The sequence below is a fragment of the Azospirillum sp. SYSU D00513 genome (assembly GCF_017356015.1).
Taxonomy (GTDB): domain Bacteria; phylum Pseudomonadota; class Alphaproteobacteria; order Azospirillales; family Azospirillaceae; genus Azospirillum.
In genome coordinates, this window is sequence record NZ_JAFIQV010000042.1 from 45,171 (window position 1) to 57,426 (window position 12,256).

At 66.4% G+C, this 12,256-nt stretch carries 15 protein-coding genes; 8 read left to right on the forward strand and 7 right to left on the reverse strand.

Annotation, left to right across the window (positions count from 1 at the left end):
- Positions 1-10 precede the first annotated feature (10 nt).
- Entirely contained in the window at positions 11-643 is a 633-nt protein-coding gene (locus JUB11_RS25340; protein ID WP_207461574.1) for an SGNH/GDSL hydrolase family protein, read from the reverse strand.
- 137 nt (positions 644-780) lie between these two features.
- Here JUB11_RS25340 and JUB11_RS25345 point away from each other — a divergent pair, with 137 nt between their 5' ends.
- The gene (locus JUB11_RS25345; protein ID WP_207461575.1) at positions 781-1,092 is read left to right on the forward strand and encodes a hypothetical protein; all 312 of its coding nucleotides are present in this window, start codon (positions 781-783) and stop codon (positions 1,090-1,092) included.
- 169 nt (positions 1,093-1,261) lie between these two features.
- Here JUB11_RS25345 and JUB11_RS25350 read toward each other — a convergent pair whose 3' ends face one another.
- Together JUB11_RS25350 and JUB11_RS25355 are read right to left on the reverse strand one after the other, a co-directional pair.
- Positions 1,262-1,954 carry a nucleotidyl transferase AbiEii/AbiGii toxin family protein gene (locus JUB11_RS25350; RefSeq protein ID WP_207461576.1) on the reverse strand — a complete coding sequence of 231 codons (693 nt, stop codon included), beginning with the start codon at positions 1,952-1,954 and terminating at the stop codon, positions 1,262-1,264.
- Between the two features lie 527 nt (positions 1,955-2,481).
- Positions 2,482-2,688 carry a hypothetical protein gene (locus JUB11_RS25355; RefSeq protein WP_207461577.1) on the reverse strand — a complete coding sequence of 69 codons (207 nt, stop codon included), beginning with the start codon at positions 2,686-2,688 and terminating at the stop codon, positions 2,482-2,484.
- Positions 2,689-2,799: 111 nt separating this feature from the next.
- Here JUB11_RS25355 and JUB11_RS25360 point away from each other — a divergent pair, with 111 nt between their 5' ends.
- On the forward strand, positions 2,800-3,681 hold the full coding sequence (locus tag JUB11_RS25360) for a LysR substrate-binding domain-containing protein (RefSeq protein WP_207461578.1): 882 nt from the start codon (positions 2,800-2,802) through the stop codon (positions 3,679-3,681).
- Positions 3,682-3,859: 178 nt separating this feature from the next.
- On the opposite strand, the gene hmgA is transcribed toward JUB11_RS25360, so the two are convergent.
- The gene (gene hmgA / locus JUB11_RS25365) at positions 3,860-5,167 is read right to left on the reverse strand and encodes a homogentisate 1,2-dioxygenase (RefSeq protein ID WP_207461579.1); all 1,308 of its coding nucleotides are present in this window, start codon (positions 5,165-5,167) and stop codon (positions 3,860-3,862) included.
- Positions 5,168-5,297: 130 nt separating this feature from the next.
- On the opposite strand from hmgA, the gene JUB11_RS25370 reads away from it, so the two are divergent.
- Together JUB11_RS25370 and maiA are read left to right on the forward strand one after the other, a co-directional pair.
- A complete protein-coding gene (locus tag JUB11_RS25370; protein ID WP_207461580.1) occupies positions 5,298-5,777 on the forward strand; it encodes a MarR family transcriptional regulator in 480 nt (159 codons plus the stop codon).
- Positions 5,778-5,914: 137 nt separating this feature from the next.
- Positions 5,915-6,553: a maleylacetoacetate isomerase gene (gene maiA / locus JUB11_RS25375; protein WP_207461581.1), complete on the forward strand. Its 639-nt coding sequence runs from the start codon at positions 5,915-5,917 to the stop codon at positions 6,551-6,553.
- 13 nt (positions 6,554-6,566) lie between these two features.
- Here maiA and JUB11_RS25380 read toward each other — a convergent pair whose 3' ends face one another.
- A complete protein-coding gene (locus tag JUB11_RS25380) occupies positions 6,567-6,806 on the reverse strand; it encodes a hypothetical protein (protein ID WP_207461582.1) in 240 nt (79 codons plus the stop codon).
- A gap of 361 nt (positions 6,807-7,167) precedes the next feature.
- On the opposite strand from JUB11_RS25380, the gene JUB11_RS25385 reads away from it, so the two are divergent.
- Together JUB11_RS25385 and JUB11_RS25390 are read left to right on the forward strand one after the other, a co-directional pair.
- Positions 7,168-7,350 (forward strand): hypothetical protein, encoded by a 183-nt coding sequence (locus tag JUB11_RS25385; protein ID WP_207461583.1) that lies wholly within the window; start codon positions 7,168-7,170, stop codon positions 7,348-7,350.
- A gap of 1,023 nt (positions 7,351-8,373) precedes the next feature.
- Entirely contained in the window at positions 8,374-8,586 is a 213-nt protein-coding gene (locus tag JUB11_RS25390; RefSeq protein WP_207461584.1) for a hypothetical protein, read from the forward strand.
- 215 nt (positions 8,587-8,801) lie between these two features.
- On the opposite strand, the gene JUB11_RS25395 is transcribed toward JUB11_RS25390, so the two are convergent.
- Both JUB11_RS25395 and JUB11_RS25400 read right to left on the reverse strand, forming a co-directional pair.
- Positions 8,802-10,373, reverse strand: coding sequence for a GlcNAc-transferase family protein (locus JUB11_RS25395; RefSeq protein WP_207461585.1), 1,572 nt, complete (start codon positions 10,371-10,373; stop codon positions 8,802-8,804).
- On the reverse strand, positions 10,373-11,227 hold the full coding sequence (locus tag JUB11_RS25400) for a hypothetical protein (protein WP_207461586.1): 855 nt from the start codon (positions 11,225-11,227) through the stop codon (positions 10,373-10,375). The genes JUB11_RS25395 and JUB11_RS25400 overlap by 1 nt, the downstream gene beginning before the upstream one ends.
- A gap of 96 nt (positions 11,228-11,323) precedes the next feature.
- On the opposite strand from JUB11_RS25400, the gene JUB11_RS25405 reads away from it, so the two are divergent.
- The gene (locus JUB11_RS25405) at positions 11,324-11,653 is read left to right on the forward strand and encodes a hypothetical protein (RefSeq protein WP_207461587.1); all 330 of its coding nucleotides are present in this window, start codon (positions 11,324-11,326) and stop codon (positions 11,651-11,653) included.
- Positions 11,654-11,666: 13 nt separating this feature from the next.
- Positions 11,667-12,256, forward strand: a 590-nt coding sequence (locus JUB11_RS25410; protein WP_207461588.1) for a hypothetical protein, incomplete at its 3' end; no start/stop codon positions are given.

Here is a 12,256-nt window from a genome sequence, read left to right on the forward strand (position 1 = left end):
CGTTTCCAAGTCACCGGGCGATCACCACCGAATGGGTCTGCGGCCAGGGCGCCGTGACGAGCTCCACAATGGATGCGGCGATCTTGCCGCCACCCTGGACCGACGGCTCGATGGGGTTGGCGTAGTCTTCGGCTTCGTCGCAGATCAGCCGCAGGTCGAGCAGCGGCAAGCCGCGCGCGAAGGCCTCGCGCGTGATGACGTCGTTGAAGACCGTCAGCCCGGTGACCACCAGCCGGTGCCGCAGCGGGTCCGGGTAGCGGGCGTCGTAGACGGTGCAGAGCGCGGTGGGAAGCCGGCGCGCCAGCACGGCCTCGACCATCGCGCGGTAGTCGCGCTGGAAGCGCTCCCGGATGTCGGCCAGCAGGTTGACCGCCCCGGCGACGGAGCGCGCCCCCTCCTCCAGCACGCTGGAATAGCCCAGCGCGTCGTTGCCGCCGACGCTGACGACGAGGTGGCTGGCGTCGGCGGGAATCCGGTCGAGCTGGCGCGCGACGCCGTTGGTGACGGCGCCGTCCACGGCGCAGAGCGTCGCCTGCCATTCCGCCGGTAGGCGCTGGCGCAGGTGGCGGATAACGTCCGGGCCGCCGCCGACATAGGCGGCGTTGTCGAAAATGGAATCTCCCAGGAGGACGGCGTGGGGCATGGCTTCGGCGATCCGTTGTTGTCCCCGGTCAACAGGGCCGCCGGGCAAAGCTCCCGCCGGCTGGCGGCGCCCGCAGGGAACCGCGCCACGACCGGGCATGTTGCAGGGGAAACCAATCACCGACGGGACACGCCGCCATGGCCGAGCCGAACGACATCGACCCCAAGAACCTTGAGGAGACGCGCGAGCGGCTCGCCCGCGCCGACACCTCCCATTCCCCCGCCGCGCAGGGCTCCGGGACCGGCACCGGCCCGGCGGGCGCCGCCGAGCGCGGTCCCGCCGACACGGCCCAGGCCGAAGGCGGCCCGGCCGGGGGCACCCCGCCCTCCACCGGCTCCTCCGGCCTCAACAGCGGCCTCCAGCCCGGCGGCATGAACCCGAAGACCGGTGCCGGCGGCACCGGCGACCTGCACGGCAGCATCAGCACGCCGGGTCCGGGTTCCTCGTAAGCGAGGGAAGTTCCGAGCATGTTCGGATAAGGTAAGCGGCTTGCTGGCCGCTTACTTGCGCCAACAAAGGGCAATGTTGTCGGACCGCAGCGATAGGCGCTTTGGCGTGGATGAATGGAGATTCAAGCGTTGCAAATCACCGCCGCCGAATTGCTTTCTCAATTTTTGCTCAAGTGTTCTGGTTCGTTTCTGATTTTCGCTCGTAAAGAAAAGCAAGAACCGCTCTTGGGGAATCCTCGTGCATGTAGCGGCGCCCTTTCTCGGTCGGGGTGATGTCATCGGCAACCAGAGTCCGATATTGCGGCACGATACGCGAAACCCGGTCGATCACCTTGTCGAGCTTATCCTCAACCTCGGACAGAGCGGACCAAAGCGGGTCGCGATGATGCTCCAAGACGGCGGCGAGGTCGAAAACATCGCGCACTTTGAACGTCGAAGGCCGGTAAAAGATTTTTTTGACCGCGATCTCCCAAGGATTCTCCAACCTTATGGTCCTTCCCTCGAAGGTCCATGGTGAGGAAGGATCATCCGTACGTCTGCCCGCAACGATAAAATCAATCTCACCTTCATCCATGCGGAGCTTCAGGTACTGTCCTGGATATTCGAATTTTCTATTGCCGAGCAGCTGCTTGGTAAGAGGGTTTCGTGCTGGTGCGAGGTCTCTTAGGACGTCTGAATCCTTAACGAAAATGTCGATATCATAACTGATGCGGTGATCGAGATGTACGGCCAAAGCCGTGCCGCCGCCGAATGTCCATACCGGCTCTTCCTTCAATGATTCGATAAGCCTAATGGAATCCCTCAGGAGGCCTTGCCAATGAGAGGTCCGCCATTTCTCTGATCCATGGGACGGCTCTGCCATCAGTCACCCTCCAATTCCTTGCCGCCCTATACAGCTCTTCGAAACCGAAGACCCCGGCCAACACGAGATCATGAATTGATTCCACGGACAACTCGTCGAAGAATGCTTCGATATGAGGCCGCCATTCCTGCTTGGGCCGGTCCGTGAGCAAACACTGAATTAATTTTTCCCGGCTGATCGGAAATGGACGGGGCGCGTTAATCGTTCCGAGAACAAAATCGAAATGGCGGTCCGCTCGGGAGCCTTTCTCCTGGGCACTGCGATAACGCTCAGCGGTTGCCTTCAAGTCGTCCCGAGACACCTCTGGAACTTGAACCTCCACGCGTTGAATGCCCCGGCTGTCCTTCTGCGCCAGACGATAGCGCTGCACACGCGAACTTGCGGTCCTATCGGTCACGAGAACCTCCACCGGCAGCGGCTGACCGGGCGGTCACCGTAACCGGATTACGGGGTCAAAATCAAGGTAACGCTTCTTGGGCCGTGAATAGGGTGGGGGTGATATCCGGCGGGATTTCAACGCCTTGCTCTTACCTCCACCCCCCATCCCGTCCCGGCACGTCCCGCCCGTCGATGAACCCCAGATCGCGCAGCAGATGCGCGTTCAGGTCCTCCGGCTCCAGATAGGCCGCGCGCCGGCCCGGCCAACCGGCCGGCCAGCGCAGCAGGCGGGAAAGCCGGTCGCGCAGGGAGGGCCGTGCGGCGGCCGGCGTGGCGATGCGGTCGATGTGGGTCATGGCGTCCGTCCCTCAAGGCTGGTTGATCGCTCCGCATTGACTTGGACCGCCGGGCGCCGGCTGTACAACGAAAGCTCCGGGGGTTAGCATAAGGCCAGCTTATAGGTCGCCATGCCCCTCCCGCCCCTGTCCGCCATCCGCTGCTTCGAGGCCGCGGCCCGTCACCAGAGCTTCACGCGCGCGGCGGAGGAGCTGGGCATGACGCAGGCCGCCGTCAGCTACCAGATCAAGCTGCTGGAGGAGCGCTGCGGGCCGTTGTTCCTGCGGCGGGCGCGCGGGGTGGCGCTGACCGAGGCCGGGCGGCGGCTGGCGCCGGCGGTGACGGAGGCCTTCGAGAGCTTGCGCGCCGCCTTCGAGGATGTCGGGCAGTCGGCGGAGGGCGTGCTGACGGTCAGCGCGGTCAACACCTTCGCCTCGCACTGGCTGGTGCCGCGGCTGGGCTCCTTCCAGATGTCCCATCCCCGGATCGCGGTGCGGCTCGACGTGACCGGGCGGCTCGTCGATTTCACGCGGGAGGAGGTGGACGTCGGGATCCGCAGCGGGGGCGGGTCCTGGCCCGGTCTCGCCGCCCACCGGCTGCGGCCGATCCGCTACACGCCGGTGCTGGGGCCGGCGCTGCTGGAGCGCTGCGGCCCGCTGACGGAACCGGCGGATCTGCTGCGGCTGCCGCTGATCGACCCGGACGATCCTTGGTGGGCGGAATGGTTCGCGGCGGCCGGCGTCGCGGCGCCCGACCTGTCGCGGCGGCCGGACATCCGCGTCGGCACGCAGCAGTTCGGGGCCAGCCTCGCCATGGCGGGGCAGGGCGTCGCCATCCTGTCGCCCGCCTTCTTCCCCGAGGAGCTGGCGAGCGGGCGTCTGGTCCAGCCCTTCCCGCTGGTCCACAGCCCGGACGCCAGCTACTGGCTGGTTTATCCGGAGGCGCGCCGCCGCTCGCCGAAGATCCGGGCCTTCCGCGACTGGCTGCTCGCGGCCGTGGCGGAAGGGGAGTAGGGCGGAGCCCCCGTGCTTTCCGAATTCGGCGGCTTTCAAATTTGAAAGAGCAAGACGCGGGCCTGGCATCCGGTGCTGGGAATGATGCCGCGCCAGAACGGCTTTCGGCGCTGCGGAACGGTTCTGCCCGCCGCCTGCATCGCGATGCCGAAAATGGCCGTCCTGTTTCCGTCGACCGTCACTTCAGGCCGGGCGTGCCGTCGAAGCGCTTCTCGATGCCGGACCAGCATTCGGCATAGCCCTCCTGCAGGGTCGGCAGGCTGGCGGCGAACTCGGTCAGCTGCTGCGGGAAGCGCGTCTCGAACATGAAGGCCAGCGTGTCGGTGAGCTTCACCGGCTTCAGCTCCGCCGTGCTTGCCTTGGCGAAGGCGTCGGCGTCCGGCCCGTGTGGCAGCATGCAGTTGTGCAGGCTCATGCCGCCGGGGGCGAAGCCCTCCTCCTTGGCGTCGTACTTGCCGTAGATCAGCCCCATGAACTCCGACATGATGTTCATGTGGTACCAGGGCGGGCGGAAGCTGTGTTCGGCCACCATCCAGCGTTCGGGGAAGATGACGAAATCGATGTTGGCGGTCCCGGCCTCGCCCGAGGGCGCGGTCAGCACGGTGAAGATCGACGGGTCGGGATGGTCGAACAGGATGGCGCCGACGGGCGAGAAGGTCCGCAAATCATACTTGTAGGGCGTGTAGTTGCCGTGCCAGGCGACGACGTCGAGCGGCGAATGGCCGATCTCCGTCTCCTGGAAGCGCCCGCACCACTTCACGACCAGCCGGCAGGGTGTCTCCTTCCCCTCGTAGGCGGCGACTGGCGTCTTGAAGTCGCGCGGGTTGGCGAGGCAGTTGGCGCCGATGGGGCCGCGCTCGGGCAGGGTGAACTTGGCGCCGTAATTCTCGCAGACATAGCCGCGCGACGGCCCGCCGACCGGCTCCACCTTGAACTTCATGCCGCGCGGGACGACGGCGATGTCGCCGGCCCCGGCCTCCAGCTTGCCCAGCTCGGTGAAGATCAGCAGCCGCCCGGCCTCGGGCACGATCAGCAGCTCGCCGTCGGCGTTGAGGAAATACTCGTCCAGCATCGGCGCGGTGACGAAGTAGAGATGCACCGCCATGCCGACCTGGGTGTGGACGTCGCCGGCCGTGGTGACGGTGCGCAGGCCGGACAGGAAGGTCAGCTCCTCGTCCGGGATCGGCACCGGGCTCCAGCGCAGGGGGCCGAGCGCCAGGTCATGGTCGACGATGTGCGGAGCGGTCTTCCAGAAGGGCAGCTCGATCCGGTGGAAACGGCCGACATGCCGGACCGACGGGCGCATGCGGTAGAGCCAGGAGCGCTCGTTGGTGCCGCGCGGCGCCGTGAAGGGGGACCCGGACAGCTGCTCGGCGTAAAGCCCATAGGCGCAGCGCTGGGGCGAGTTCTGCCCCTGCGGCAGGGCGCCCGGAAGCGCCTCGGTTTCGAAGTCGTTGCCGAAACCAGGCATGTAGCGAAGGGTCATCGTCTCCTCCCTGGAGGCGCTTGACCGGATGTGATCGGCCGGACTGGCTGGCCGGACCGTAGGGGCCGATGAGCGCTTGCCTTGCCGGCCGGCCCTGCGGAGGATATCATCTCAATTGCAAAGACTGTCAATGGCGATGACCGCGAACGGCCCCTCCCTGGACCTCGACGGGTTCCTTCCCTACCTCATCAACGTCCTGGCCGGCCGCGTCAGCCGCGAACTCGCCGCCGTCTATGAGGAGCGCTTCGGCATCTCCATCGCCGAGTGGCGGGTGATCGCCCATCTCGCCCGGAACCGGGAGGTGTCCGTGCGGGAGATCCGCCGGCGCGTGGACATGGACAAGTCGAAGGTGAGCCGCGCCGCCGCCCGTCTGGAGCAGGCGGGGATCATCGAGAAGAAGGCCAACGCGAGCGACCGGCGGCTGGTTCGGCTGTCGCTGACCCGTAAGGGCCGCCGCATGTTCGAGGACATAGCGCCGCTCGCCGTCGCCTATGAATCGGAACTGCTGTCCGGCCTGCCGGCCGAGGATCTGGCGGCCTTCCGGCGGGTGCTGGACCGGCTGCTCGCCCGCACCGCGGCGACGGCTCCCACGGAGGAAGCGGACGGCTGACCGGCCGGCGGGCAATGCGCCAGGTCATTGCCGCATCAGGCCATCCTGTTGCGGATGAGACGAACTCCGTGTGAGGATCGCCTTCCATCCAAGGGCGTCCGGAAAGCACGGCCGCCGTGTCGCGGGAGGGCGCTTTCATGGCCACGATCCTTTACGATTACTGGCGTTCGTCGGCGGCCTACCGGGTCCGCATGGCGTTGAACCTGAAGGGCGTCGCCTACGACAGCGTGCCGGTGAACCTGCTGGAGGGCGAGCACCGTGGCGCGGCCCACCTCGCGCGCAATCCCCAGGGGCTGGTGCCGGCGCTGGAGATCGATGGCCGCATGATGACGCAGTCGCTGGCCATCATCGAATATCTGGACGAGACGCGGCCCGCGCCGCCCCTTCTTCCGGCCGATTCGGAGGGCCGCCAGCGCGTGCGGGCGCTCGCCCATGCCGTCGCGATGGACATCCACCCGGTCTGCAACATGTCCGTTTCCAGATACGCGGCCTCGCTGATCGGCGGGGAGGATGGCGCCGCCCAGTGGATGCGGCGTTTCATCCGCCCCGGCCTGGAAGCCGTCGAGGCGTTGCTGGACAGCCCGGCGACCGGTGGCTTCTGTCATGGCGATGCGGTGTCCATCGCCGACCTCTGTCTCGTGCCCCAGATCTACAACGCGCGGCGCTGGCAGGTGCCGGTCGAGGATCTGAGGCGGGTCGGCGCGGTGATGGCGGCCCTGGAAGCGCTTCCGGAGGTGGCGGCGGCCCATCCCGACCGGGTTCGCCCGGCGGCCTGAACGGTGCGCGCCGTCAGGGCTGCGTCAGCACCGCGAGCCTTCCGGCGGCGGACATGACGGCGGCGATGGCGACCTCCGTGTTCAGGTCGTCCATCGCCACGACGCCGATGCAGGCCTCGAAACCGGTGCGGGGCCGGTCCGGCGAATGGATGGCGCTGGTGACGCCGGCGGCACAGAGCGTCAGCGGATGGCGGCTGCCGAACCGGTGCCCGACCCGCAGCAGCGCTTCGTCGTGCTCGGCAACCATGATCACGACGCATTCCTCCCCTTGCGCCAGCGAGACGTAGGCGGTCGCCCGCGTCTCCTGCAGGCACGCCTGAGCAATGGGGAAAGGAAAAATCCCTGCATTCTTCTGAGTTCCGCATCGGGATCTTGGCTGAGGTCCCGTTCTTCGTGCTGATTTGGCGTGGGAACGCCGCTCCCCCATGCATCGGCTGTCGCGCTCGCCACGCCAACCTCAGCTTCAAGAAAAAGCAAGTCGTCCACAAGATTACGCCTTAAAAAATATCCCTGCATGCATCAATCGAAGCGACGATTGGAAATGGTAATCATCCATTAACATCTCGCATGTAGCTAAGATCTCAGCAGAAACCATTTTTCAATGGGGCGATCGGATGAGCATTTCTAGCCGATATGCGGTCCTTCACGACGCAAAGAAGAAAAGCTGGAGCGTTATTGATCGTGTTTCCAACGACAATGCGCAGGCGAAAGGCCTCTCGTTGACCGGGTTGTCCAAGGTGGTTGCGATCGTGTGGGCGGATCGCCTCAACAGCGAAGCCGACAACCGCGGCCTCTGACCGCTTCCTGTGCAGAGTTCGGCCGAAGGCGCACGCTTGAGGAGGGCCAGGCGGCGACGCCGAACAGGCCGGCGGACAACGCCGCCTGTACCGGCATGTCGTTGGCGGGAACGGCCCGGACCTGCCCTTTGCGGCTCATGGCCACGATCCCGCCGCCGGGGATCGTCCGACGAGCGCTTTGGAAGTCCTTGAAGCCAAGCACACGTTCAAGGTCGCGGCAGCTGATCGGGAATCGCAGGCCCGGCGCACCGCCTACCGGATCACCTCGGCCGGCGGACCGGCGCCGCGAACGCTGCATCAGAACCACGCTTGCCTGAGCCTCGATCGACGCCGCCCCCGGAACGGTTGGGAGCAGCGTGCCGCCATTTTTTGGTGATGGATTGGTCTATGAGGTGTTGGTTTCCTCGAGTGGAAAGGGCAAGGCACATGAGTCTTGCGCCGCCACGCTGAGGAAGGAGACGGGAAATGTTGAAGTTTCTGGGCGGAACGGTCGGGGTCATATTTCTGATTGGCCTTCTGGTCGTGATCGGCCTTCTGTCCCTGATTTTCTAAGCCCTGCGAAACGGAAATGCCCCAACCGAAAGCATCAGTTGGGGCGATGGGCATTCCGCATGGGTGGTCGTCTCACAGGGGTGAACCGTGCCGAAGTGATCGCCACATCCGGTGCATTGCCCAGCCAAGGCCGGCGCTGTCACTGCGGGAGGACCGGAGGCCACCGCTCCGGGGGCGTTCCGGCTCCATGGCATGGCGAGGTGTGCTCAAAGCGGGACACGAAAGCGTCCAGGGGGCCGGTCTCCATCGGCCCCGCCGCTCACTGATCCAAAGGCATACCTCTTCGGACGCGTGTCATGTCGCCGCATCTTCATGGTTCAATGATTCCATATGGAGGAGCGGATGCCAGATCGTACCGAAAGCGTCATTTCACAGGCACGCAAGGTTGAGGACTACACCCGCCGTGTGTGCGCCGAAACTCAACGATTGCAGGCCCAGTCGATCGCTCCAACCGCCGCGAGGCGCGGCCCCATGGCCACGACGCGGGCGCGCCTTCAGACGCTCGACCTCAACGAGCTGCGGGAGGCCTACCGGCTGACCTTCAGCGCCATCCAGTCCGCGAAAGCCACGGAAGAGCAGGGCATCCTGCAACTCACCCGGACCCTCATCCGGCAGGAGATACGGCGGCGTGGCGTCAACCTCTACGACCTGTTCTCGGCCGGGGAAGTGGGCATGAAGGAATAGCCCGTTGATCGAAGGCAGCCGATCGAAGCGGAGCGGCGGCAGCGGCGGGCCGGAACAACGGCGTTCCATGAAGTTCCCGAATTCCGGCCGGCAAAGCCCTTGTACGATTTTCATGAAGTCCTGACCTGTGGTCAGGACTTCCGCGCCATGGGGCGCGGGGGCGCAGTCGCGGCCCTATACCGGGTTCGGAGGTCGGGCTGCGGGCGCGCGGTCCTTCAAATCTGGACCTCGTCCAGTTTCCAGACGCCCAGAGACTTCGTCGTGCCGCTGTGCTCCTCGGACAGCAACCGCATGGGGGCGGGCAGGTTGAAAGGGGCGGCCGTCAGGTTCATGGGGTGCCATCCGCCCGTCGCCACCCAGCGATTCCGGTTCGTGGTGTGGGTCGTGGCGATCAGGTAGCGTGACTTGCTCGCCTTGAAGCGGGCGAGCGCCGACAGCGCCTGCGCCGGAGGCAGGTGCGTCAGGCAATCGCGGCAGAGAATGGCGTCGCCCTCCGGCAGCGTATCGGTCACCAGATCGGCCTGGCCGAAGGCGTGGCTCCGGCGGTCGCGGAAGCGGTCGCGCAGCTCCGCCACCAGCCCTTCGACGATGTCGAAGCCCAGATAGAGCCGCAGGTCGCCGCTGATGGTCTGCATCCAGTTGAGATCGCCGCACCCGGCATCGACCAGGATGCGGATGTCCAACGCGCCGAACAGGGCGGTCAGGCGCTGGCGCAGCACGGTGGTCGCGGCGAGGGTGGACCCCGTCCCGCTGCGGCTTTCCGGGCAGCGCCAGCCATTCTGTTGCCAGATGGCGGTGAAAACATCCTTCCGGCTCTTGGCTTGGTTGGCGGCATCGGGAGCGTCGCCGGGCAGGCACTCCGCCTTGCCCTGCACCAGCCGCGCGGTGAAATCGAGACCGCTGAACCGTTCATAGGCGTCCAGGCTCCGGGCCTGCCCCAGGCCGTACCGCTCGATGTCGCGCAGCACGTCGGGATCCCTGGAGGTTTCCATTCCCAGCACATGGCGGACGCGCCGAAGCGACAGGTCGTTCCGCTTGCCCCAATCGCCGTTGTCGGCCCAATGGCGGGGACGCGCCGGCCGCTTGGTGTAATCATGCCACGCGACCGGGCGGTTCGGGGTGAAGATGTCCCAGCCATGGGTCCACAGGCGGGCCGCCAGGGTGATCTCCTCGCCCTGGAAATACAGGTGCGGGTCGTACGGAACCTCCTCCATGATGCCGCTCGGGCCGAACAGCAGGCCGGCCGCCACGAAGGCGGCCGGTGCCGGCGGCGGCGGATCCTCCCGCGGCGCCTCGCCCCGCGACTTGAACATGACGATGCCCTGGGCATCGAACGCCTTCGCCTCGATGGTCACGACCGACGGCGGCGCCAGCGTGTCGGGCGGCTCATAGGCCATGGGGTAGGTCGACAGCACCGCGCGCCGCGAGGGGCATTCGTCCAGCATGGCGAGCAGCAGCTCGTCCCAGCCGTCGACGAAGCGCATGTGGCTGTCGATCTGCAGGACATACTCCTCGCCCTGCCACAGGGACTGAACCCTGCTGCGCGCCCAGCAGGCGCCCTTGCTTTCCTTGGCGTGCACCTGGATGACGCGGCACTGTTCGGGGCGCGTTTGGACCCGCAGGCAGTCGTCGTCCTCGCCGGGGACGAGCTGCAGGCACATCCCGACCGTGACCCGGGCGGGATGACGGGCCTTGGCGAACAGATCCTTGACCGTCCATTGGCACTCGGGATCGCGATAGCTCGCGATGCCGACGAAGATGCGCGGCCAGTCCGCGAGGGGCGTCATCACCACTCGATCCTGTCGATGTCGTCGAAGGTGATCGATCCCTTCTGCGTGTGGATCGTACCCGACTTGTCCTCGAAGTCGAAGGACCCGTGCTCCTGGTCGCTGGTGAAGGTCTGCCCTTCGATCTCCAGCGTCCAGCCGCCGTTCTTGACGGACGCGCCGGGGCCGCGGTTGAAATCGACCTGGATCACGTCGATCCAGCCCGATCCCGACCCGCCGTGAACCACCGAGTTGCCCGTCACCTGGCCCATGACGAAGAGGTCGCTGCCGGCACCGCCATCCAGGACGTCGTCACCGTCGCCGCTGGCGATGGTGTCGTTGCCGGCGCCCCCGAGGATGGTGTCGTCGCCGGCTCCACCGGTGAGATGGTCGTTCCCGCCATTGCCCCGCAGCGTGTCGTCGCCCTTGCCTCCATCGATGGTATCCGCACCTTCGCCACCGGACAGATCGTCCTTCCCGTTGGTCCCGGTCAGAGTCTTGCCCGGTTGGACCGTGACCGGCGGCGAGGTCGTCGCGGGCGGTTGGGTGGTGGCGTTTTCGGCGTTGTTGTTGCTGCCCGAGTTTCCGGGTGCCGACTGGTCACCGTTCCCATGGCCATTGTTGCCGTTGCCGTTGCCGTTGCCGTTGCCGTTGCCGTTGCCGTTGCCGTTGCCGTTGCCATTCCCGCCGCCGTCGGACGGAGGCTCGGTCACGACAGGGGCGGCCGTCGTGACGGGCGGTTCGGTGGTGGCGTTCTCGGCGTTGTTGTTGCCGCCTGAGTTGCCGGGCGCGGACTGGTCACCGTTCCCATGACCGTTGTTGCCGTTGCCATTGCCATTCTCATTCCCGCCATCGTCAGACGGAGCCTCTGTCACGACAGGGGCATCTGTCGTGCTCGGCGGTTCGGAGGTGGCGTTTTCAGCGTTGTTGTTGCCGCCTGAGTTTCCAGGTGCGGTTTGGTCACCGTTCCCATGGCCATTGTTGCCGTTGCCGTTGCCGTTGCCGTTGCCAGTGGACGGCGGCTCGGTCACGACCGGGGGAGCGGTCGTGGCTGGCGGTGCGGTGGTGGCATTTTCGGCGTTGTTGTTGCCGCCGGAGTTGCCCGGCGCGGTCTGGTCACCGTTCCCAAAGCCGTTGTTCCCGTTGCCGTTCCCATTCCCATTGCCGTTCCCATTGCCGTTCCCGTTCCCGTTCCCGTTCCCAGAGCCGCCATTCTCGGCGTTGTTGTTGCCGCCAGAGTTGCCTGGAGCGGACTGGTCGCCGTTGCCCCAGCCATTATTACCCTGACCGCCATTTCCTGATGGCGGTTGCGTCGTGACCGGGGGCTCCGTGGTGACCGGAGGCTCCGTCGTGACCGGAGGTTCCGTCGTGACCGGAGGCTCTGTCGTGACGGGCGGCTCTGTCGTGACGGGAGGCTCTGTCGTGACGGGCGGCTCTGTCGTGACCGGAGGCTCGGTCGTGACGGGAGGCTCGGTCGTGACGGGAGGTTCCGTGGTGACCGGGGGCTCCGTCGTGACCGGAGGCTCCGTCGTGACGGGAGGTTCCGTCGTCACCGGGGGCTCCGTCGTGACCGGGGGCTCGGTCGTGACGGGAGGCTCCGTTGTGACCGGAGGCTCGGTCGTCACGGGCGGTTCTGTCGTGACCGGAGGCTCCGTCGTGACCGGGGGCTCGGTCGTCGCGGGCGGTTCCGTCGTGACGGGAGGTTCCGTGGTGACCGGGGGCTCCGTCGTGACCGGAGGCTCCGTCGTGACCGGAGGCTCGGTCGTGACGGGAGGTTCCGTGGTGACCGGGGGCTCCGTCGTGACCGGCGGCTCCGTCGTGACAGGCGGCTCGGTCGTCACGGGCGGTTCCGTCGTGACCGGAGGCTCCGTCGTGACGGGAGGCTCCGTTGTCACCGGAGGCTC

Bases quoted from the DNA above. Each gene is read 5' to 3' on its own strand.
- maiA (WP_207461581.1), top strand. From the start codon at position 5,915: ATGGCCACGATCCTTTACGATTACTGGCGTTCGTCGGCGGCCTACCGG.
- JUB11_RS25355 (WP_207461577.1), bottom strand. From the start codon at position 2,688: ATGACCCACATCGACCGCATCGCCACGCCGGCCGCCGCACGGCCCTCC.
- JUB11_RS25345 (WP_207461575.1), top strand. From the start codon at position 781: ATGGCCGAGCCGAACGACATCGACCCCAAGAACCTTGAGGAGACGCGC.
- JUB11_RS25405 (WP_207461587.1), top strand. From the start codon at position 11,324: ATGGCCATTGTTGCCGTTGCCGTTGCCGTTGCCGTTGCCAGTGGACGG.
- JUB11_RS25350 (WP_207461576.1), bottom strand. From the start codon at position 1,954: ATGGCAGAGCCGTCCCATGGATCAGAGAAATGGCGGACCTCTCATTGG.
- JUB11_RS25385 (WP_207461583.1), top strand. From the start codon at position 7,168: ATGAGCATTTCTAGCCGATATGCGGTCCTTCACGACGCAAAGAAGAAA.
- JUB11_RS25360 (WP_207461578.1), top strand. From the start codon at position 2,800: ATGCCCCTCCCGCCCCTGTCCGCCATCCGCTGCTTCGAGGCCGCGGCC.
- JUB11_RS25390 (WP_207461584.1), top strand. From the start codon at position 8,374: ATGGCCACGACGCGGGCGCGCCTTCAGACGCTCGACCTCAACGAGCTG.
- hmgA (WP_207461579.1), bottom strand. From the start codon at position 5,167: ATGACCCTTCGCTACATGCCTGGTTTCGGCAACGACTTCGAAACCGAG.
- JUB11_RS25370 (WP_207461580.1), top strand. From the start codon at position 5,298: ATGGCGATGACCGCGAACGGCCCCTCCCTGGACCTCGACGGGTTCCTT.
- JUB11_RS25340 (WP_207461574.1), bottom strand. From the start codon at position 643: ATGCCCCACGCCGTCCTCCTGGGAGATTCCATTTTCGACAACGCCGCC.
- JUB11_RS25395 (WP_207461585.1), bottom strand. From the start codon at position 10,373: ATGACGCCCCTCGCGGACTGGCCGCGCATCTTCGTCGGCATCGCGAGC.